Source organism: Chelativorans multitrophicus, from assembly GCF_011317445.1.
Lineage (GTDB): Bacteria > Pseudomonadota > Alphaproteobacteria > Rhizobiales > Rhizobiaceae > Chelativorans > Chelativorans multitrophicus.
Genome location: NZ_JAAAPL010000001.1, coordinates 673528 through 693478 on the forward strand (window position 1 = coordinate 673528; position 19951 = coordinate 693478).

The window sequence follows — 19951 nt, forward strand, 5'->3', positions numbered from 1 at the left end:
CCCGCCTCAGTTGATCAGGCCGATCTCCCGCATCTTGGCCACCAGAGGTGCATCGGGCTCCCCTGTGACAGGCAAGCCGAAGAGCGACTGGAACTCGCGAATGGCCTCGCGCGTCCGCTCGCCCATCATACCGTCGATCTCGATGCCGTCATTGCCGAATGCCTTCAGGCCCGCCTGGACCTTGGAAATGTTTGAGTCTCCCGGCTCGGCGGAGGCGGTCTGCGGCGCTGTGGATGCCTCCTGCGCCGCCTGGCCGTCATCGCGCAGGCCAAGCTGATGGAGCAGAGCGCCGTCGATCTGGCTGCCCGGCTCCAGCCCGACGATCCTGCGATAGGTCTCCACGGCCGCATTCGTCTGCGGTCCGGTCATGCCGTCGATCGGACCGGCATAAAGCCCGAGATCATTCAGCACCGTCTGAACCGACCGCACCGTCCCGTCGCCGCCAGCCGGCGGCGGCACGGAACCGGTCGAATCCGGCGAAGTCTCCACCGCAGATCCGGCAGGCTCGATCTGGCGGATTTCTCTTGGTGCCGACTGGGGATGCGGATGCTGGGTCAGGTCCGGCAGCGCGCGCGGACCCAATATCCGCGTCGACAGAAAGGCGCTCGGATGCACCTGAGGCTGATAAAAGAGCGCGTTGGCCGAAACGAAGGCCAGAGAAACGAGGAATGCCGTCGTGCCGCCGACGGCCACCGGATTGCGCCCGGCCGCGGCGGCAGCACCGGAGATACCGGCCCGCAGCCAGCCGGTGCGCTTTCCCCTCGCGCCAGCCCGCGACCTAGGCCGTTTTGCGTAACGCGTCATCATACCACTCGCGATTATAATTCGCCCCGCTCGCAGCGAAGCTCGAATCCTCCACTTCCCGACAAGCGTCGGCCGGGCCGGCGGGCAAGGAAACGTGAACCCGCGTGCCCCGGCCTGGAGCGCTTTCGATGCTCAGGCCGCCGCCTTGCAGCCTGACCAGGCCCTTCACCAGCGCAAGGCCGAGCCCCGTGCCTTCGCATTTGCGCGTATAATCATTGCGCACCTGCATGAAAGGGGTGCCGACCAGTTCCAGATCCTCGGCGGAGATTCCGATACCGGTATCGCTGACGGTAAACTCCAGACGGTCGCCGCTGCGATGCGCCGTGACCTTCACCTCGCCGGAGGGTGTAAACTTCACGGCATTGGACAAGAGATTGATGAGGACCTGCTGCACGGCGTTCTTGTCGCAACGCACGGTGCCGATATCCCCGGCAATATCAGCTTTCAGTTCCACCGACTTCGCCTGCGCCTGATGCGTCGTCATGGCCATGCAAAGGCGCACCGCGTCCTCGAAATGGAACGGTTTGGCCTCCACCCCATAGGCGCCAGATTGCACCTTGGAAACATCGAGGATCGCGTTCACCACCGAGAGCAGATGAGTGCCTGCCTCCCGGATCACCTCCACATATTCGCGCTGCTTGTCATTGGCGAATTTGCCGAACATCTCGTTCGCCAGCAGGTCCGCAAAGCCGACGATCGCGTTGAGCGGCGTGCGCAGTTCATGGCTGACGGAGGCAAGCATCTCGTCCCTGGAGCGGCAGGCCGCTTCCGCAACATGTCTCGCCTCGGCAAGCGCCTCCTCTGCCGCGGCGGTGCTGACGTCTTCGCGCAACAGGGCGACCACGCCGGCCGCATCCTGCAGGGCAGCGACATCGAATATGAAGCTGCGATAGGCCGCTTGGATCGGAAGCCCGGGCGCGGCCGGGACACGGAGGCGAAGACGAAGCGTTCGGGGGCCGGCGCCCTCGCGGAGGTCGCCGAGCGTCGAAAGCCAGGCGACACGATCGGTCACGTGGATACGGTCGAAGAAGCCGGTTCCCAGAAGCATTTCCGGGGCTACGCCCAAAACTTCCTCCAGCTTCGGCGATGCATGGACGACATCGCCGGAGACCTGCAGGCGCAGGACTGCCGCACCGATCATCTCCTCCAGCGCCAGGCCCGGCGTTTCGCTCGAGACCTGCCCTTCGGCTGGTCCGGTAAAAGGCCAGCGCACAAGGAGAGTGGCCGCATAGACGAGCGGCACCAGCCATTGCCAGGCAGAGGGCAAATCCGTCCCGCTCAAGGCAGTCAACGCAACACCGAGGCCGATCGCAACGGCGGCCGCCGATGAGCCGAACACAATTGCCCGCCGCGTTCTGCCGAGCCAGGCCGCCTCGACGACGAAACCGGCGCTCATGACGACCAGCGGCGAAATCGCGCCCCCGCTCCTGGCGATCAGAGCACCGAGCGTGACCGCCCCAAGCGATAGCGCCAAAGCCTCGGCAATTCTTCTCTTTGCGGTGGTGATGAGCACAAGCGGTGGCAACAGACCCACACCGAACACCAGGGCGGCCGCCGAAAGGGCGCTGGTCAAGCCCATCTGCCGGGCAGCGATTTCGGCCGTCGCGAGCGCTGCAAGCATGGGCGCTGCAAGCAATATCCCGAGGAGGCGCGCTTGCCGCGCCCGCTCCTCTCCGGTTTCGACAGAGGGGTGCAGCAGGCGCTCGCAAGCGGCCTTCAATCCAAGGGACCAGTCTGCTCTGAAGGACGCTCTCGTATTCAACTCGACGCGCTCTGTTCTTGTCCGCTCGTTGGGGCTCTCGTTCTTTGGTCGACCCTCTCATTCACGATTTAAGGAAAGGATAAACAAAACTGTCGGGGAGCCCGCCCCGGCCGCACAGGTAAGGTTTTCCAAGCTCTGGAATGCGGTCATGGTTAACAAAGGGTCTCCGGGAGCGGAGCGTTCCAAGAGAGAAGGACAGCCAAGTTCTTCGTTCGAAAAGTTGCCCCCCGATTCTTTCCAGCGCTTCGAACAATTGGCTGCCGGCTGCCGGAGCCAGGCCCTTCACGTCAAACTTGCCTCAAATCCCGCTATTTCAGCTTTCCTTAGGCATTTGCCGCCAGTTTGAGGCTAATTTTACAAGTCGAGACGGGGAAACCGCGACTTCGAGGACCTATAAAATGGGACTGCTTATTCGCTCCGTGGCAGGGCTTTCTCTTCTGTTCCTGGCGCTGCCGATCGATGTAAGCGGCGAAACCACGGGCGAGGAGCCGGTGAGCCCGCTCCAGACGATCTTCGCCGCGCGTGACGCGTTGGCGGACATCGCATCCCTATGCGAGCGGCAGCCGGATGTATGCGCAACCGCAAAGGCCGCGATTGCCACGATCATCGCACGCGCGAAGGAAAGCGTGCGGATGGCCCAGTCCTTGAGCGGTGAAGCCAAGCCCGAAACGCAAACGCCCCATCCCGAGCCTCGCGAACCGGTATCTGGTGAGGCTCCGGAGCCCGTTCAGTAGCAAATCAGGACTTTTCCCGTGACGCATGCCCGCTGAGCCACTATATGCGGGCCATGAGCACGAGCATCGATACGATCCGCGAGGATTTCGCCTTCCTGGACGATTGGGAGGAGCGGTATCGCTATATCATCGAGCTGGGCAATGACCTTCCCGATTATCCGGATGCCGCGCGCGACGACCGGCACAAGGTGCGTGGCTGCGTGAGCCAGGTCTGGCTCCTGACAGATATCGAAGGCGGCCCTGACCCGGTCATTACCTTCATGGGTGATTCGGATGCGCATATCGTGCGGGGGCTGGTGGCGATCATGCTGGCGCTCTTCAGCGGCAAGCGGGCGAGCGAGATCGTCGCGATCGATGCCGAGCACACGATGCGTGAACTTGGCCTCGATGAGCATCTCACGCCACAGCGCGCCAACGGTCTGCGCGCCATGGTCCGTCGGATGAAGGAGGAGGCGGCCGCGGCTATGAGCGTGGCCTGATCGGCCGCCGTCAGGTCTACCGCAGCACCGGGCGATACCCTTCCGCACCCCAGTGAAGCACCTTCGAGCCGCGTCTAGGGCATGGTGGTTCGTAGTGACGGCTGAGCGCCGCAAGAGCGGCCTTCAGCACAACCTTGGCGGAGCGTACCGGCCAGCCGCGTTCCATTTCCACCTGCTCAAGTCCCTTCAGGAAACAGCAGATATCGACCAGCACACCGGCCAGTTCCGGCCCCACCGCCGTCAACGCGTTTTCAACCCTTTGCCGGGCGGCGAGCGCCGCATCCGTCAGTTCAGCAATCCCGTTCTCGTTGCTCCCGCGCCTCGCATCTGCGACCGCTTGGCTCCAGTTGGCGCTGATCTTGGGCATGATTTGCCCCCTCGTGTAGTCGGCCCGCAGCCTTTCGCCTGCCCGAAACTCGCTCGGGGCCAGGAATGGCTCACCGCCGCGCGTCCGGCGGCGGGCAAGCTGGGCGAGCGGGGATTCTGCCAGATTTTTGCAGATGATCTGCTCGCCATTGCCCACGACGGCAATCTCCGTTTCAAGCTCCATATGCTGAGCGCGAAATGGCGCGTCCGGATGCGCGTCGCGCCGCAATGCCGCTCGTCCCTCGGCGGAAAGGGAAAGCCGCGCGTCCGCTCGGACCACGAGCCTCTCTGTGACAAGGTTGGAAAGGACGGGCGGGCTGGCGGCGATCATTCCGCGCTCACCTGCGTCCAGCAGCAGCATGCCTTCTTTGGCCGCGGATCGTATCTGCGCCTCTCCGCCGGCCAGAAAGCGCAGGACGCGCCGCCTCTCCTTTTCCGGCAGGCTTTTTTTGGTCGTCGGCCGCTTCATCCCAGCACCTCCGTATGCCGGAAAGCAGCGGCAGTTACCCGCTCGATGACCAGCACGATCTGATCGAATTCCACATCGTCGCGCATGTCCTCGATCAAATGGCAGGCATGCTGCACCGTAGTGCGGTCGCGGCCGAACCCGCGGCCAATCTCCTTCATGCTCAAACCCAGGACCACATGGGCCACATACATCCCGATCTGCCGCACACGCGCCACCTGCGTAGAGCTCCGCCCGGAGCTCCTTATCTCCTTCCCGCTGACATTGAAGAGCGCTGCAACGATATCCATCACGCACTCGCAAATATCATTTACCCTCTCGTCACATATCGGGCTCAGCTTGCGCCCAAGGGCGTCCTGCCGAGCCGCAACCCCTGCATCCTTGTCTTGCTTTTCCTGCAACTGACTTGCCGCGATGGACTGCACGAAAAAACATCCTTCTTTTGGAGGAATATTTTCCTTATATCCCGGCCACAGATGAATGTGAACAAAAGAAGAACATGAAATGTAGGCGAGATGGCCCAACAGGCTGATCTAAAACCGTTTTTTCATATTGGAGCTGAATTCTTCAGTGGAATCTATCCCCACCCCCTGACCACGGGATCAAACTCGAGCTCCCGAAAATGGAGATGGGCATGGGCATTTCGCGGAGCGAGGCTAAAGCTTTTCAGGAGGACAAGGCAAAACGGATTGCAGAAGCCAGACAAAGCGCTGCCTTCTTTCTGATCTCGGGGATTGATCTGTCGAGCGCGCTTGAAACCAAAGGTGAGGAGAGAACAGCCCTGCTCATTCGCCTTGGCCGTCTCTTGGAGCGGGAGCGGCTAAAGGGAATCAGGCGGCACTGGAGCTATGATCTTAACCGGCATATTGCGTTGAAGGAGGCCTACGACTCGCTGAAACCGCGTCGAGAAGAGCGGCGGAGTCCGGCTCCTTCAGGAGCGCTGCGGAGGAGAGAAGGCCATATTACCGCGAAACCGCAAAATAAAAGCGGCGCCTGAAGGCGCCGCTTGTCTCATAAGCATAGCGGTAGTCTTACTTGCCCTTGCGCTTACGTCCCAGTCCCATCTTCTTGGCAAGCTGGGAACGCGCCACGGCGTAATTCGGGGCGACCATCGGATAGCTCGGATCAAGGCCCCATTTTTCGCGATACTGCTCAGGTGTAAGCCCGTAATGGGTCATGAGGTGGCGCTTCAGCGACTTGAACTTCTTACCGTCTTCAAGACAGATAATGTAGTCGTCATGCACCGACCGCTTCGGATTGACGGCCGGCTTCTGCTTTTCCGTGGCGACCTGCTCGGTGGAGCGAGTAACTCGGCCCAGAGCCGCATGGACGTCGGCAATCAGATTAGAAAGTTCGGAGACCGGTACAGGATTGTTACTGACATAAGCAGCGACAACATCCGCCGTCAATTCCACCAGCACGTCTTCGTTTTTTGTGTTCTGTTCATCCATTTCCGTATCTTTCCCCAGCATAAAAGGTACCCCAACCTCATTCCTATACATTCATTCTCCCCCAATGTATCGATCGCTCAAATCTAATTTTCATGGTGCCCAACGGTGTGGGGTATCCACCACCTATTTAAGGACGTCAACTCACAAACTCTTTCAAGGCTGGGTATATTTTATGTGCCTAATACTTAGCGGAGCGAAGTCGACGCCATTGTGCATAGTTCCCTTCAACAGCAATTAAGCGCGGTTAACAATAATTTCAATGGGGAAAACGCCCCGTCTTTGATCCCGCTTGTGAAATCGTAAGGTAATAAAACTTTCAGTGACTGTGGATTACGTCATAAGTGTGGAAAATGCTTTCGTTTCACCCAAAACTGAAAGGGACAACGCTTCAAACTATGTAGATCCTTCGGAAATCTTGGTCACGTTCATATCATCATGGATCGAATCCGCCCAGAGGCGGTAGCCTGCGGCATAAGCGGCCTTTGCGAGAAGATGGGCCGAGATGGGGGCCGTCAGCAGGAGGAAGGCCACCGCAGCCAGCGCCCGGGTCACTATTGCATGGTCTTGGGCATAGACCGCAAGCGCAATCAACATGACGCCCGATCCCAAGGTTCCCGCCTTGGAGGCGGCGTGCATTCGCGTATAAAGATCGGGCAGCCGCAGGAGACCGATCGAGGCGGCGAGCGCAAAGAAGGCCCCGATGAGAATAAGGGTGCCAACCACAAGATTCTGAAGCAAGTCGATCATTGATGCCTATCCCGATAGATGCCCAGCGGGTCACGAGAGGTGAACTCCTCCTCGTAGCGGCGGCTCAGGATAAAACGTGCAAAGGCTACCGTCGTCAAAAAGCCCACGAGGCCAAGCGCGATGGCTATATCGAGATATAGCGTGTAGCCGGTGCGAATGCCGATCACCGCGATAAACCCGATGGCGATCGCCACGAGCATGTCGAGGCCCACCACCCGGTCCGGCAGCGCCGGACCCCGCAGAACGCGAATGACGGTAAGCAGGAACGAGAGGCTTAAAATAGCCAGAGCCGCAAGCTCTGCGAAGGCCAGATAGGCTTCACCCGTTATCATCGGAACGCCTCCATTATTTTGCGCTCGAAGCCCTCGGCGATGTCGCTCCGCAGCGCCTCGACATCCGAACAGTCGAGCGCATGGACGAAAAGCGTCTTGCGGTCCTCCGACACGTCGACCGAGAGCGTCCCCGGCGTCAACGTGATCAAATTGGCCAGAAGCGTGATCTCGAAATCCCGGTCGACGGTAAGCGGATAGGAGAAGATGCCGGGCTTCAGGTGCATCTTCGGCGAAAGGACGAGCTTGGCAACGCGCGAAGCGGAAAGCACAAGCTCGTAAAGGAACAGAACGGCCAAGCTGAAAATCTTCACGCCGCGGCGGAAATAGCCGAGCGAACCCACCTGCTCACGGATGAGGTAGAGCGCGAAGGAGCCCAGCAGGAAACCAAGCACCATATTGGCAAGCGAGAAGGAACCGGTGATTGCTGTCCAGACGAGCGCGAGCAGGATGTTGATCAGGTAGAGCGTCATGGCTGCGCCCCCTCCGGAAACACCGTGCCGATGTAAGTCGAAGCATCGAGAATGCCCCCAGCGGCCTGCTCGGCGATATTGATGACAGGCTGCGGGTAAAGGCCCATGAAAAGCACAGGCACGGCGAGGATGCCCAGCGTTACATAGCCGAGCAGCGGAGAATATCTTTCCGCCGTCACCGCTTCATCGCGCTGCCGCCAGACGGCAAGGATGAAAACCCTGCCGAGCGCCAGTGTGGTGAAGAAGCCGGTGGCGAGCACGGCCAGCGCCAGCCATCCCTGTCCCGCATCCAGAGAGGCCCGAACCAGCATCACCTTCGGCCAAAGTCCCGACGCCGGCGGCAGACCCGCCGAGGCGAGGATCAGGATCAGCGCGAAGGCAGCGATCAACGGGTGATTGGCGTATAGGCCCGATAGCGTGCGTAGGGAATAACTGCCGCCGAGCCCGTTCATGATGCCGGCGAGCAAATAAAGAGCCGCCATGACGATCATGGAATGAAACGCGTAGAAGATGGTTCCGGCGAGCCCCTCGCCATTGCCTAGCGCAAGGCCGGCAAGCATGATGCCAACGCTGGAGATCACCACAAAGCCCAGGGCGCGGCGAATATCCGTCTGCGCCAGCGCACCCATGACTCCCAGGATCATCGTGGCCGCCGCCACCCAGCCGATCACGCCCGAAAGGAGCGCGCGCTCCGGCGGCAGGAGCATCACCAGAACGCGCAACAGCGCATAAACGCCCACCTTCGTCAGAACGCCGCCGAAGAGCGCCGCCGTAACGATGCGCGGCGTGTGATAAGAGGCAGGCAGCCAGAAATTTACCGGAAAGGCGGCCGCCTTCATGCCGAAGGCTAGCAGGAAGAACATCGCAAGCGTTGTGAGCGGCGCGACCTCCCGCACACTGTCTGCCTTGCGCGCGATGTCAGCCATGTTGAGCGTGCCGAACGCGCCATAGAGCAGCGCCGTTGCGGTCAGGAAGAATGTGGTGCCGATCAGGTTCAAAATGGCATATTTCGTGGCGCCGTCCAGCTGCCGGTGTTCCGATCCGAGGATCAGCAGCCCGAAGGACGAGATCAGGAAAACCTCAAACCACACATAAAGGTTGAAAAGATCGCCGGTAAGGAAAGAGCCGCCGACACCCGCCATCATGAGCATCAGGAAGGGATAGAAGCCGTAGCGCCGCCCGATCGTGCCGATATCGGCGGTGGAGTAGAACGCGCAGACGAGCGCGACCAGGCTGGCCACCAGTGCCAGTGAGGCGCCCAGCACATCGGCAGTGAAAGAGATGCCGAAGGGCGGCAACCAGCGCCCCATCGTCATCACCACGGGACCTTGGTCCATGATGCGCAAAAGCAGAAGCAGGTTGCAGGCGAGCGTGGCGATGAGCCCGATGATGGCCACGCTGGCCTGAATCCGCGTCTCGTGGCGGAACATCAAAAGCACCGCGCCGAAGACGATCGGGATCGCCACAGGCGCCACCACCAGCCAGTCGGCCGACGGCGTGGCTGCCAGGACCATGGCGCCCGAAAGGTCGACGGCTTCGGTTCCGGGAACGGCCATGCGATCAGTACCCCAGCGGTGGAAGCTCTTCGCCCTTCGGCTCGGCCACCCGCATACCGTCGGTGTCGTCGGTGCCGAGTTCCTGGTAAGTGCGGAAGGCCAGCACGAGCAGAAAAGCGAAGAATGAGAAGGAAATGACGATCGCCGTCAGGATCAGCGCCTGCGGCAGCGGATTGGCCGTTATCCCGTCCGGCACGGAGAGATCGAGCGGAATGATGGGCGGAATCTCCCGTACAACCCGCCCGGAGGTGAAGATGGTAAGGTTCACCGCGTTTCCGAAGATAGACACACCCAGGAGGATGCGGATGATGTGCTTGGAAAGCATCAGGTAGATCGAAACGCTGAAGAAAATCGCCACCGTAAGCGCCAGGATCGGTTCCATCAGGCGTGCTCCCTTTCCTCCAGCGCCAGCGCGATCGAGGTGATCGACCCGACGACGACGAGATAGACGCCAATGTCAAAGGCGATGACGGTCGAAATATCCACGGGCACGCCCACATTGATCTCGGTCCAGATGCCCGTCAGGAACGGCACCCCCTCGAAAAGCGAGAGGAGGCCCGAACAGGCCGAGACGAGAAGACCGAAGCCGGAGATCGCCGTCGGATGGAAATAAAGGGCGCGGCGCACCGGCGAAACGCCGCAGGCAATACCATAAATTGCGAAGGCGGAAGCCGCGATCAGCCCGCCGATGAAGCCGCCGCCCGGCTCATTGTGGCCGCGCAGGAGAACAAAGATGGAGAAGAGCACCATCAGGCTCGCCAGGTAAGGCGCGGTGGTTCGGAAGATCAGCGTGCGCATCTGAAGCCTAAGCCTCCTTCACTGGCTTATCGGCTGGCCGGCCGGCGCGAATGCGGACAAGCGCCAGGATTGCCAGGCCCGCGATCATCACTACAGCGATTTCGCCCAGCGTATCGAGCCCGCGGAAATCCACGATGATGACGTTCACGATGTTGCGTCCGTGCGCGATCACACGCGAATTGGCGGCGAAGAATTCGCTGAGCACCGGGTCGAAGGGCACCTGCGTGATGCGCAGGAGAAGAAGGCCGAGCGCCGCGCCGCAGAGGCTTGCGACGGAGAAATCGAGCGTCTTCTGCCCGAGCGGCCGGTGATCCGCGGGGGAAAGCCTGAGCCGCGTCATCACCAGCGCAAGGATGACCACCGACAATGTCTCGACCATGAACTGGGTGAAGGAGAGGTCCGGCGCGCCGAGCAGCATGAAGAGCAATGCCACGGCGAATCCCTGAATGCCGAGCGAGACAATCGCCGTCAGCCGGTCCCTCGCGTAAACCACCGCGGCAAGGCCGATGATCGCGATGACGAGGATCGTCGCCTCATAGAAATGCATCGCGACAAAAGCCGGCATCTCCGGCAGTTCTCCAAAGCCGATCATCGGCACCAGAAGCGCCGCCGCCAGGAAGATGAATGTGACGGTCATGTAGATGTCGAGGCGGCCGTTCTGCACGATGGCCGTGATCGCCGCCGAGATGCGGACCGCTCCACGCACGAACTGATCGAAGCCCCGATCCGGCCCCCAGCCGATCGCGGCCAGAAGCGAGGCCATCGCTGCGCGGCCCCTGTCGATCGCCAGATAAAGAATGATGCCAAGCCCGATCGTTGCGAGGGACAGGAGCAGCGGCAGCCCTACATGCGGGATCACCGAGATCGAGACGGAGACGCTCTCGCCCGCCACCGCGCTCGCCATTGGAGTTGAGATGAAGCGGTGGCTGATCTCCGAAAAGATCGCCGTCAACAAACCGCAGAGCGCGAGCACCACCGGCCCGAGCCACAGCAGCACCGGCCCCTCGTGGGCGGTTTTCGGCGTGGCAATGAAGCGTCCCGTAAAGGGTTTCAGCGCAACGGCGAAGCCGATGGCGAACATCAGCGCGTTTCCGAGAAGCGCCACCAGCGTGACAAGTGTACTCCAGTTGCTGCCAAAGCCCAGGCCGGCATAGATTTCCTCCTTCGCCAGAAAGCCGAAGAACGGCGGCAGGCCGCCCATGGACAGGGCAGCCAGCACGGCGGCGGCGAAGGTGATGGGCATGGCCCGGCCGATGCCGCCAAGCTTCGTGATGTCGCGCGTCCCCGTCTCGTGGTCGACGGAGCCGGCCACCATGAAGAGCGCGCCCTTGAACATGGAATGCGCGACGAGGTAGAGCACCGCAGCCTCAATGGCGATTTCCGAGCCGAAGCCCGTCAGCATCACGAGCAGGCCGAGCGAGGCCACGGTCGTGTAGGCGAGCATGAGCTTTAAATCTGTCTGCCGCAGCGCAAGCAGCGTGCCGACGATCAGGGTCGTGCCGCCGAAGATGGGCAGGATCGTTTCCCAAAGGACCGTATCGCCCATTACGGGATTGAGCCGCATGAGGAGGTAGACGCCTGCCTTCACCATGGTCGCGGAATGCAGGTAGGCGGAGACAGGAGTCGGCGCTTCCATCGCGTTGGGAAGCCAGAAATGCAGCGGGAACTGCGCCGACTTGGTGAAGGCACCACCAAGGACAAGAAGCAGCGCCGTCAGATAGAGCGGCGCCTGCCGGAGTGCATCCCCCGACTGGAGCAGCGCCGACAGCGAATTCGCGCCGGTTGCCAGCGTGATAACCAGAAGACCGGCAAGCAGCGCCAGCCCGCCCGCGCCAGTTACGATCAGTGCCTGCAGTGCGGCGCGCCGCGCCGCCTCACGCCGGTGATCGAAGCCGATCAGCAGGAAAGAGGCGATCGAGGTGAGTTCCCAAAATACGAAGAGCATCAGGAAGGAGTCGGCCACGACCAGGCCTTGCATCGCTCCCATGAACATGAGGATGAAGGAGAAGAAGCGGCCCAGATGCGGGTGGTCCTTCAGGTAACCGCCCGAATAGAGCACGATCAGCGTGCCGATGCCGGAGATCAGGAGCGCGAAAGTGAGCGACAGACCGTCGAGATACCAGGAGAAATCTACGCTCAGGCTTTCGATCCACCTATAGCCGCCGCTGACCGCTTGACCACCGGCAATAATGCCGAGAAAACCAGCGAAGTGATAAAAGAGGAATGCGGGGACGAGTGCCAGTATCCAGGCGGCGTTGTGGCCGAAAGCACGGACCAGGGGGGGAGCGGCAGCAGCTCCCAAAAACGGCAGGATGAGAGCAAGGAAAGTCAACCATTGCCCGTCTGCTGCCATCGGTCCCCCTTAGCTTTGATCCTACCCCGAAAGCGCGTCGCCGCGCTCCCCAAACGTGGTCGTGACATAGACGTTCATGTCCGTGCGGGCAAGGCAGGCGTGACAATCGGCCCTGATATTCACGGAGTTGTCAGCCGCCGCGGCTACCGGGCTGACAAACGAGCACGTAAGCTCCTACATAACGGCAAACAGAACGGAGATATAATGATGACTGGCGAGACCCGCCCAAAGATCCAGAAATCCGACGAGGAGTGGCGCAAGGACCTGACGCCCGAGCAATATCACGTCACGCGCGAGCACGGCACCGAGCGTGCCTTCACCGGCCCCTATTGGGACAACAAGCGCGAAGGCGTCTATCGCTGCGTGGCCTGCGGCCGCCCGCTTTTCTCCTCCGAGACCAAATACGATTCCGGCACGGGATGGCCAAGCTTCTATGCTCCGATGGACGATGACGCCGTTAGCCTGCACAAGGACCAGTCCTATTCCATGACGCGCACGGAGGTACGCTGCGCGGAGTGCGACTCCCATCTTGGCCACGTATTCGACGACGGCCCGGCGCCCACCGGCCTGCGCTATTGCATGAACGGCAATGCTTTGAACTTCGAGGAGAAGTGAGCGCAGCCCACTCGCATCCCCCTCTGGCCCGCCGGCCATCTCCCCCGCAAGGGGGAAATCACGCCGGTGGCTTGCTCCGGCACCTGTCTTGCAGCGCTGACGATTAGGGGAAGCCGTTGCGGCAGCCGATCTCCCCTTATGGGAGAGATAGCCGGCAGGCCAGAGAGGGGCGCGAAAGGAAGTTATCGTCCGCAGCTAGCCATGATCCCTCACTAGCCCTAAAACCGCGCCAGCCAAGGCCGCTTTATTTCAGCACCTCAGGAGTTTTCTCCATGTCCCCCCGCTCCCCGTTCCCTGCCCTGCCCGCGCCGAAAGCCGACAAGCGGCCTGTCACCGACACCCGGCACGGCTTCACCCGTACTGACGAGTACGGCTGGCTGAGGGCCGGGAACTGGCAGGAGGTGCTCAGGAATCCGGCGGCGCTCGCGGACGATATCCGTGCGCATCTGGAGGCCGAGAACGCCTATCACGAAGCCATGATGGAAGACACGAAGGAGCTGCAGAAGCTCCTTTTTGCCGAGATGAAGGGGCGCATCAAGGAAGACGAAAGCTCCGTCCCGATGAAGGATGGGCCCTTCGCTTACGGCAGCGCCTATCGCAAAGGCGGTGAGCACCCGCGCTTCTTCCGCACGCCGCGGGAAGGCGGCGCGGAGGATGTGCTGCTCGACGGCGACCGGGAGGCGGAAGGCAAGAGCTATTTCCATATCGGCGGCGTCGGGCATTCCCCCGACCACCGCTATATGTTGTGGAGCATCGACGACAAGGGCTCGGAGTTCTTCACGCTGCGCGTGCGCGATCTTGAGACCAAGCGCGACTTGGCCGACCACGTGGAGGGCACTAATGGCTCGGGCACGTTCACGGCCGACGCCCGCGGCTTCTATTACACGCGGCTCGACGACAACCACCGGCCATCAAAGGTTTTCTATCATGCGATAGGCGCGGATTCCGCCCAAGACCGGCTGGTCTATGAGGAGGCCGACCCCGGCTTTTTCATGAATGTGTTCGGCAGCCGGCTCGATGACTTCATCTTCATCTCAATCCACGACCATGAGACAAGCGAGTATCGCATCCTTCCCGCCAATGAACCTCATGCCGAGCCGCGCATCGTGGCGCCGCGCGAGCCTGGGATCCGCTACGATATCGAGCCCGCGGGCGAAGAGTTCTTCATCCTGACCAACCGCGACGGCGCGAAGGACTTCAAGATCATGACAGCGCCGGCGGCGGACCCCTCGCCCGCCAACTGGCGCGAGCTGGTGCCGCACGAGCCTGGCCGGCTCATAATGTCCTTCCTCGCCTTCAAGGACTACCTCGTGCGTCTTGAGCGCAAGGATGGGCTGCCGCGCATCGTCGTTCGCGAGCGCGCCAGCGGCGAAGAGCATGTGATCGCCTTCGCGGAGGAGGCCTACGCGCTCGCCCTTTACGGTGCCTACGAGTACGACACGGATGTCTTCCGCTTCTCCTATTCTTCGATGACCACGCCCGCGCAGGAGTTCGATTACGACATGCGCACGCGCGAGCGCGTCCTCCTGAAGACGCAGGAGGTGCCTTCAGGCCATAACCCGGAAGACTATGTGACGCGCCGATTGATGGCGACAGCACCCGACGGCGAGCAGGTGCCGATCTCGCTCGTCCACCGCCGCGATCTGCCGCTCGACGGTTCGGCGCCCTGCCTTCTTTACGGCTATGGCGCCTATGGCATCACCATCAGCGCCTCCTTCCGCACAAATCCGCTATCGCTGGTCGACCGTGGCTTCGTCTATGCCATCGCCCATATCCGCGGCGGCAAGGACAAAGGTTTTGCCTGGTATGAGGACGGCAAGCGGGAGAAGAAGGTGCATACCTTCACCGACTTCATCGCCTGTGCCCGGCACCTCGTGGCGCAGGGCTATACGAGCCACGACCGGCTCGTCGCCGAAGGCGGCTCGGCGGGTGGCATGCTGATCGGCGCAGTCGCAAATATGGCGCCGAAGGATTTCCGCGGCCTGGTGGCGGCGGTCCCGTTTGTCGACGTGCTCAACACGATGCTGGACGAAACGCTGCCGCTCACCCCGCCCGAATGGCCGGAATGGGGAAACCCCGTTGCGAGCAAGCAGGATTACGAAACCATCGCGTCCTATTCCCCTTACGATAATGTACGCGCGCAGCCCTATCCGGCCATCCTGGCGCTTGCCGGGCTGACGGACCCGCGCGTGACCTATTGGGAGCCGGCGAAATGGGTGGCGCGCCTGCGCGATTACAACACGAGCGAAAATCCCATCCTGCTCAAGGTCAATATGGAGGCCGGACATGCCGGAGCCTCCGGCCGCTTCTCACGCCTGGAAGAGACGGCGCTTAGCTATGCGTTCATGATGAAGGCGGTGGGGATGGAGGAATAAGGGAGTAAGGCAGTAGGGCAGTAACGCAGCCGGATTATCTTTCGCCTATTGGAACGCCGCAGCGTTGCAATGTTCAGGCATGGATCCTCGGGTCAAGCCCGAGGATGACGAGCGCAAAAGAACGTTTTCACCAGTCGCCGGGGCTGGAGATTTGCAGAAGCCTCCCCACCTCGTCATCCTCGGGCTTGACCCGAGGATCCATGCCTGAACGCCTCCATTGGCAAGACCACCAAAAGCAAGGGCAAGAGACATTCATCCTACTGCCCTACTCCCCTAAAAAGAAAACCCGGCTGAAAGCCGGGCTCTTTTTCATAGACTTTCAGCCGTTCAGCCGCGCGCCTTTTCGTAAAGCTCCAGGACGTAGTCCCAGTTGACGAGATTATCGACGAAGGCTTCCAGATATTTCTGCCGGGCGTTGCGGTAATCGATGTAATAGGAGTGCTCCCAGACATCGACACCGAGAATCGGCGCGCCGCCATGGACCAGCGGGTTCTCGCCATTCGGCGTCTTCATGATTTCGAGCTTGCCGTTCTTGACCGCAATCCATGCCCAGCCAGAGCCGAACTGCGTCATGCCGGCCTGCACGAAATCGTTGCGGAACTTGTCATAGCCGCCGAGATCGCTGTCGATCGCCGTCTGCAGCGCGCCGGGCAGGCTCTTGCCGCCGCCACCCTTCTTCATCCATTTCCAGAAATGAACGTGGTTGAAATGCTGGCCGGCATTGTTGAAGAGCGGCTGATTCTTGCCATAGGACTGCTTGACGATTTCCTCCACCGAGAGGTTGTCGAGCCCGGCTTCGGCCGCAAGCTTGTTGCCTGTGTCCACATAGGCCTTGTGATGCTTGTCGTGATGGAATTCCAGCGTTTCCTTCGACATGTAAGGCTGCAAAGCTTCATAGTCGTAGGGCAGGTCCGGCAGTTCAAAGGCCATATTCGTCTCCCTCAGAAAGGTGGTTGAAAATCCACAAACCGCAGATGGGGCGGGCAGCCCGTTTTGGCAACCGTTCCCTGATGATCTCTTAACAGGCGGCGCAATCAGCGTCGAACAAGCTTAGCCCCATTTAGACCATCGCAATTGGCTTGGCTACCTTGTCCGGCGCCGCTTGACGATCCCTCCCGGCGAGCCAATTCCTCTTTATGTGCAACGCTCCGGAAAGCTTCAGCCTTTGGAAAGCTTTTCCCGGAATTCTCCGTGGTGCCCGCGCGATGACGTCTGGGTCAGGATAGCAGAATGCGATTTTCAGCCTTTGTCTTTGATGCTTACGGCACGGTTTTCGACGTGCATTCGGCCGTCCGCCGCCATGCGGGCGATATAGGGCCGGCAGGCCAGACGCTTTCGGAAATCTGGCGTGCCAAGCAGCTCGAATATTCGTGGATCGGCACGCTCATGGATGACTATGCCGATTTTTGGGTGCTGACGGAGCGCGCGCTCGATTTCGCCTTCAAGAAGGTGCCCTCCGCTGATCCGGCGCTGAAGCAGAAGCTTCTGGAGGCCTATTGGCGCCTCGACTGTTACCCGGAGGTTCCCGCCGTGCTGTCGGCCCTGAAATCGAGCGGCGCGAGAATTTCCATCCTGTCGAACGGCTCGCCGGAAATGCTCGAAGCGGCGCTGCGTTCCTCCGCGCTCGATACGGTCGTGGATGATGTCTTTTCCGCTGACATGGTGGGCAAGTTCAAGACGCATCCGGCCGTCTACGAACTCGTTACCACCGCGCTCAGGGTCTATCCGGACGCGGTCTCCTTCCAGTCCGCTAACCGGTGGGATGTGGCAGGCGCCGGCAGCTTCGGTTTCCGCACGGTCTGGATCAACCGCAGCGATCAGCCGGACGAATACCACGAATATCCGCCGCAACTCATCCTTCCGTCATTGAAGGGTCTGCTGACCGACCGATGACCGATTCGTGACCCGACGTGCGTTGCACAATTGCAATAGGCGGCGAACAATATGGCCAGGATTAAGTTTCCAGCTTGCTTCCGACGCAACAAGGTTGGATTTGCACCGCAATGAATTACCCGGTTATCCGAGTATTAGCCGACGCATATATCTCTGCCTCCTCCCGCATTGATTGTTCTTGTCCTCCCGAGACCTATGGCCATGTCCTCAACAGTTGAACCTTCCCGCACCATGTCCCGCCGCGCGTTCCTGACAGCCAGCTTGGTGGGTGCTGCATCCCTTTCAGGCTGTGTGAACGTGCCTTCCACCGCTCCGATCGTGTCCTTCCAGCCCGCACTTCCTCCGGTCGAGCCGCGCTCCAATTCGGAGATGTACGCCGCGATGGTCGACGGCGGCTACGAAATTCCGGCCGTACCGGTCTCCAGGATGGACCCGCGTTATCTGCGGCAGGAAGTTGTTGATCCAACGGGCGAAGCTCCCGGATCTATCGTGATCGATACCTCCCAGCATTTCCTATACTTGGTCCGGGGCGGCGGCCGCGCGATGCGTTACGGCGTTGGGCTCGGCCGTGAAGGCTTCGCCTGGGCGGGCCGCGCGCAGATCGACCGCAAGGCGATGTGGCCGAAATGGCATCCGCCGGCAGAGATGATCGAGCGCCAGCCGGAGTTGGAGAAGTACAAGACCGAATACGATAAGGCGACCAACGAGTGGCGGGGCGGCATGGAGCCCGGCATCATGAATCCGCTCGGCGCACGCGCGATGTATCTGTATCAGGATGGTAAGGACACGCTCTACCGCATCCACGGCTCTCCCGAGTGGTGGTCGATCGGCAAATCGGTGTCCTCCGGCTGCGTGCGCATGATCAATCAGGACGTGATCGATCTCTACGACCGCGTTCCGGAGGGCACGCCTGTGCTGGTGACGAGCGGTCTTCGCACGGTCTAGGCGACGGCCCCATTGGCCTGCCGGCCATCTCCCCCACAAGGGGAAGATTGAGCCGGCCGTGCGGCACCTGTTCTGCAACATTGATGATTGGCGAAAGCAGGTAAGAAAGTCGATCTCCCCCCTTGAGGGGGAGATGGCCGCAGGCCAGAGGGGGGCGCGAAGGGGCGCCCGGTCAACCCGCCAACGTTTAGCTCACCTTCTCCGCGTCAGGCTGCCCAGCACCCCGCGAATGAGCTCGCGGCCAAGCGTGGTGCCCACGGAGCGCACGACGGACTTGATCGCCGCTTCCGTGACCGTCTGGCGGCGGGAGGAGCTGCCATTGGAGCTTCTGCGGCTCGGACTGGATCTTTGGCTGCGCCCCCCGAAATCCGGAAGCGTCCAGCCGCCACCGGTCTGCTGCGCCTCTTCCGGCTGGGCCTCAGCCGCCTTCGCCTGTGCCCGCTTCTGCAAAATCTCAAAGGCGGATTCCCGGTCGACCGGTTTGTCGTATTGGCCCGCGACGGGGCTGCCCTGAACCAGCGACTGGCGCTCGGCATCCGTGATCGGTCCCAAGCGCGAGGAAGGCGGACGGACCAGGGTTCGCTGCACCATGGACGGGATGCCCTTCGCCTCGAGAGTGGAGACCAGCGCCTCGCCCACGCCGAGCTGGGTTATCGTTGCGAAAGAATCGAAGTCGGGGTTGGGGCGGAAAGTATCCGCGGCCGTCTTCACGGCCTTCTGCTCGCGCGGCGTATAGGCGCGCAGCGCGTGCTGGACGCGGTTGCCAAGCTGCGCGAGCACCGTTTCCGGCACGTCGATCGGGTTCTGCGTGACGAAATAGACGCCCACGCCCTTCGACCGAATAAGGCGCACCACCTGCTCCACCCGGTCGATCAGCGCCTTGGGCGCATCGTCAAAGAGAAGATGGGCCTCGTCGAAGAAGAAGACGAGCTTCGGCTTTTCCGGGTCGCCAACTTCCGGCAATTCCTCGAACAGTTCCGAGAGAAGCCACAGCAGGAAGGTGGAGTAGAGGCGCGGATTCATCATCAGCTTGTCCGCGGCAAGCACGCTGACCATGCCGCGCCCGTCGCGCGTGGTGCGCATCAGGTCGGCAAGTTGAAGCGCCGGCTCGCCGAAGAAATGCTCGCCGCCCTGCTGCTCCAGGATAAGCAGCGAACGCTGGATCGCGCCGACGGACTGCTTGTTGACATTGCCATATTGCGCCGAGATCTCGTCCGCCCGCTCGGCGACATTCGACAAGAGCGCCTGGAGATCCTTCAGGTCGAGAAGGAGCAGTCCTTCCTGGTCCGCGATGCGGAATGCGATGTTCAGCACTCCCTCCTGTGCCTCCGTCAGATTCATGAGGCGCGAGAGAAGCAGCGGCCCCATCTCCGAAATGGTGGCGCGGATCGGATGTCCCTTCTCCCCGAAGATGTCCCAGAAGATGACGGGGCAGGCTTCGAAGGTGTAGGGATCGAGCTTGACCTCCGCGGCCCGCTTCAGAAGAAAATCCTTCTCCTCGCCGGGCATTGCGATACCGGAGAGATCGCCCTTCACATCGGCGCAGAAGACGGGGACGCCCGCATCGGAAAAGCCCTGCGCCAGCACCTGCAGCGTCACCGTCTTGCCGGTGCCGGTCGCCCCGGTGACGAGGCCATGCCGATTCGCATACCCCAAAAGCAGTTGTTCGGCCCGCTGGTAGCTGTCGTCCTTATGCCGGCTCGCGCCAATGAAGATGCTGCTGTCCTGGTCTGCCATTCCACTCCCTCGCTTTCAGTCCGCCCGCTCGGATACGGTAAAACCGCCAGGTTAATATCTCACACGCA

21 protein-coding genes are annotated in these 19951 nt (G+C 61.3%); 7 read left to right on the forward strand and 14 right to left on the reverse strand.

Features of this window, described 5'->3' with window-relative positions; all coding sequences use genetic code 11:
* Positions 1-6 precede the first annotated feature (6 nt).
* Positions 7-804 (reverse strand): peptidoglycan-binding domain-containing protein, encoded by a 798-nt coding sequence (locus GNP00_RS03400; RefSeq protein ID WP_041545144.1) that lies wholly within the window; start codon positions 802-804, stop codon positions 7-9.
* Positions 779-2425 (reverse strand): sensor histidine kinase, encoded by a 1647-nt coding sequence (locus GNP00_RS03405; protein WP_011580220.1) that lies wholly within the window; start codon positions 2423-2425, stop codon positions 779-781. The genes GNP00_RS03400 and GNP00_RS03405 overlap by 26 nt, the downstream gene beginning before the upstream one ends.
* A 539-nt stretch (positions 2426-2964) precedes the next feature.
* Between GNP00_RS03405 and GNP00_RS03410 the strand changes: the two genes are divergently transcribed.
* Together GNP00_RS03410 and GNP00_RS03415 are read left to right on the forward strand one after the other, a co-directional pair.
* Positions 2965-3300 carry a DUF5330 domain-containing protein gene (locus GNP00_RS03410; RefSeq protein WP_011580219.1) on the forward strand — a complete coding sequence of 112 codons (336 nt, stop codon included), beginning with the start codon at positions 2965-2967 and terminating at the stop codon, positions 3298-3300.
* A 53-nt stretch (positions 3301-3353) separates the two neighbouring features.
* Positions 3354-3779 carry a SufE family protein gene (locus GNP00_RS03415; RefSeq protein ID WP_041545142.1) on the forward strand — a complete coding sequence of 142 codons (426 nt, stop codon included), beginning with the start codon at positions 3354-3356 and terminating at the stop codon, positions 3777-3779.
* A gap of 16 nt (positions 3780-3795) precedes the next feature.
* Here GNP00_RS03415 and GNP00_RS03420 read toward each other — a convergent pair whose 3' ends face one another.
* Together GNP00_RS03420 and GNP00_RS03425 are read right to left on the reverse strand one after the other, a co-directional pair.
* Positions 3796-4614, reverse strand: a complete 819-nt coding sequence (locus tag GNP00_RS03420; RefSeq protein WP_011580217.1) for a DUF6456 domain-containing protein — start codon at positions 4612-4614, stop codon at positions 3796-3798.
* Positions 4611-5036: a helix-turn-helix domain-containing protein gene (locus GNP00_RS03425; protein WP_011580216.1), complete on the reverse strand. Its 426-nt coding sequence runs from the start codon at positions 5034-5036 to the stop codon at positions 4611-4613. The genes GNP00_RS03420 and GNP00_RS03425 overlap by 4 nt, the downstream gene beginning before the upstream one ends.
* A gap of 203 nt (positions 5037-5239) precedes the next feature.
* Between GNP00_RS03425 and GNP00_RS03430 the strand changes: the two genes are divergently transcribed.
* Positions 5240-5608: a cytoplasmic protein gene (locus GNP00_RS03430; RefSeq protein ID WP_246259211.1), complete on the forward strand. Its 369-nt coding sequence runs from the start codon at positions 5240-5242 to the stop codon at positions 5606-5608.
* Positions 5609-5642: 34 nt separating this feature from the next.
* Here GNP00_RS03430 and GNP00_RS03435 read toward each other — a convergent pair whose 3' ends face one another.
* The 8 genes from GNP00_RS03435 to GNP00_RS03470 all read right to left on the reverse strand — a co-directional run bounded on the left by GNP00_RS03435 (position 5643) and on the right by GNP00_RS03470 (position 12318).
* Complete coding sequence (locus GNP00_RS03435; RefSeq protein ID WP_083764577.1) at positions 5643-6062, reverse strand: Ros/MucR family transcriptional regulator; 420 nt, start codon at positions 6060-6062, stop codon at positions 5643-5645.
* 393 nt (positions 6063-6455) lie between these two features.
* Positions 6456-6809, reverse strand: coding sequence for a monovalent cation/H(+) antiporter subunit G (gene mnhG, locus GNP00_RS03440; protein WP_011580213.1), 354 nt, complete (start codon positions 6807-6809; stop codon positions 6456-6458).
* Positions 6806-7138, reverse strand: coding sequence for a cation:proton antiporter (locus tag GNP00_RS03445; RefSeq protein WP_083764575.1), 333 nt, complete (start codon positions 7136-7138; stop codon positions 6806-6808). Before GNP00_RS03445 ends, mnhG begins: the two co-directional genes overlap by 4 nt.
* On the reverse strand, positions 7138-7611 hold the full coding sequence (locus tag GNP00_RS03450; protein WP_011580211.1) for a Na+/H+ antiporter subunit E: 474 nt from the start codon (positions 7609-7611) through the stop codon (positions 7138-7140). Before GNP00_RS03450 ends, GNP00_RS03445 begins: the two co-directional genes overlap by 1 nt.
* Positions 7608-9167: a Na+/H+ antiporter subunit D gene (locus GNP00_RS03455; RefSeq protein ID WP_011580210.1), complete on the reverse strand. Its 1560-nt coding sequence runs from the start codon at positions 9165-9167 to the stop codon at positions 7608-7610. Before GNP00_RS03455 ends, GNP00_RS03450 begins: the two co-directional genes overlap by 4 nt.
* A gap of 4 nt (positions 9168-9171) precedes the next feature.
* On the reverse strand, positions 9172-9549 hold the full coding sequence (locus tag GNP00_RS03460; protein ID WP_011580209.1) for a Na+/H+ antiporter subunit C: 378 nt from the start codon (positions 9547-9549) through the stop codon (positions 9172-9174).
* On the reverse strand, positions 9549-9965 hold the full coding sequence (locus tag GNP00_RS03465) for a Na+/H+ antiporter subunit B (RefSeq protein ID WP_011580208.1): 417 nt from the start codon (positions 9963-9965) through the stop codon (positions 9549-9551). Before GNP00_RS03465 ends, GNP00_RS03460 begins: the two co-directional genes overlap by 1 nt.
* Positions 9966-9972: 7 nt before the next feature.
* Positions 9973-12318: a putative monovalent cation/H+ antiporter subunit A gene (locus GNP00_RS03470; RefSeq protein WP_011580207.1), complete on the reverse strand. Its 2346-nt coding sequence runs from the start codon at positions 12316-12318 to the stop codon at positions 9973-9975.
* Between the two features lie 204 nt (positions 12319-12522).
* Between GNP00_RS03470 and msrB the strand changes: the two genes are divergently transcribed.
* Both msrB and GNP00_RS03480 read left to right on the forward strand, forming a co-directional pair.
* A complete protein-coding gene (gene msrB / locus GNP00_RS03475) occupies positions 12523-12933 on the forward strand; it encodes a peptide-methionine (R)-S-oxide reductase MsrB (RefSeq protein ID WP_011580206.1) in 411 nt (136 codons plus the stop codon).
* A 272-nt stretch (positions 12934-13205) separates the two neighbouring features.
* Positions 13206-15308, forward strand: coding sequence for a S9 family peptidase (locus GNP00_RS03480; protein ID WP_011580205.1), 2103 nt, complete (start codon positions 13206-13208; stop codon positions 15306-15308).
* Positions 15309-15635: 327 nt separating this feature from the next.
* Here the strand turns inward: GNP00_RS03480 and GNP00_RS03485 are convergent, their stop codons facing one another.
* Entirely contained in the window at positions 15636-16238 is a 603-nt protein-coding gene (locus GNP00_RS03485) for a superoxide dismutase (protein WP_011580204.1), read from the reverse strand.
* 300 nt (positions 16239-16538) lie between these two features.
* Here GNP00_RS03485 and GNP00_RS03490 point away from each other — a divergent pair, with 300 nt between their 5' ends.
* Together GNP00_RS03490 and GNP00_RS03495 are read left to right on the forward strand one after the other, a co-directional pair.
* Complete coding sequence (locus tag GNP00_RS03490; RefSeq protein WP_011580203.1) at positions 16539-17201, forward strand: haloacid dehalogenase type II; 663 nt, start codon at positions 16539-16541, stop codon at positions 17199-17201.
* Positions 17202-17402: 201 nt separating this feature from the next.
* Positions 17403-18146 carry a L,D-transpeptidase gene (locus tag GNP00_RS03495; RefSeq protein ID WP_011580202.1) on the forward strand — a complete coding sequence of 248 codons (744 nt, stop codon included), beginning with the start codon at positions 17403-17405 and terminating at the stop codon, positions 18144-18146.
* Positions 18147-18338: 192 nt separating this feature from the next.
* Here the strand turns inward: GNP00_RS03495 and GNP00_RS03500 are convergent, their stop codons facing one another.
* Complete coding sequence (locus GNP00_RS03500) at positions 18339-19883, reverse strand: helicase HerA-like C-terminal domain-containing protein (protein WP_011580201.1); 1545 nt, start codon at positions 19881-19883, stop codon at positions 18339-18341.
* Positions 19884-19951 lie beyond the last annotated feature (68 nt).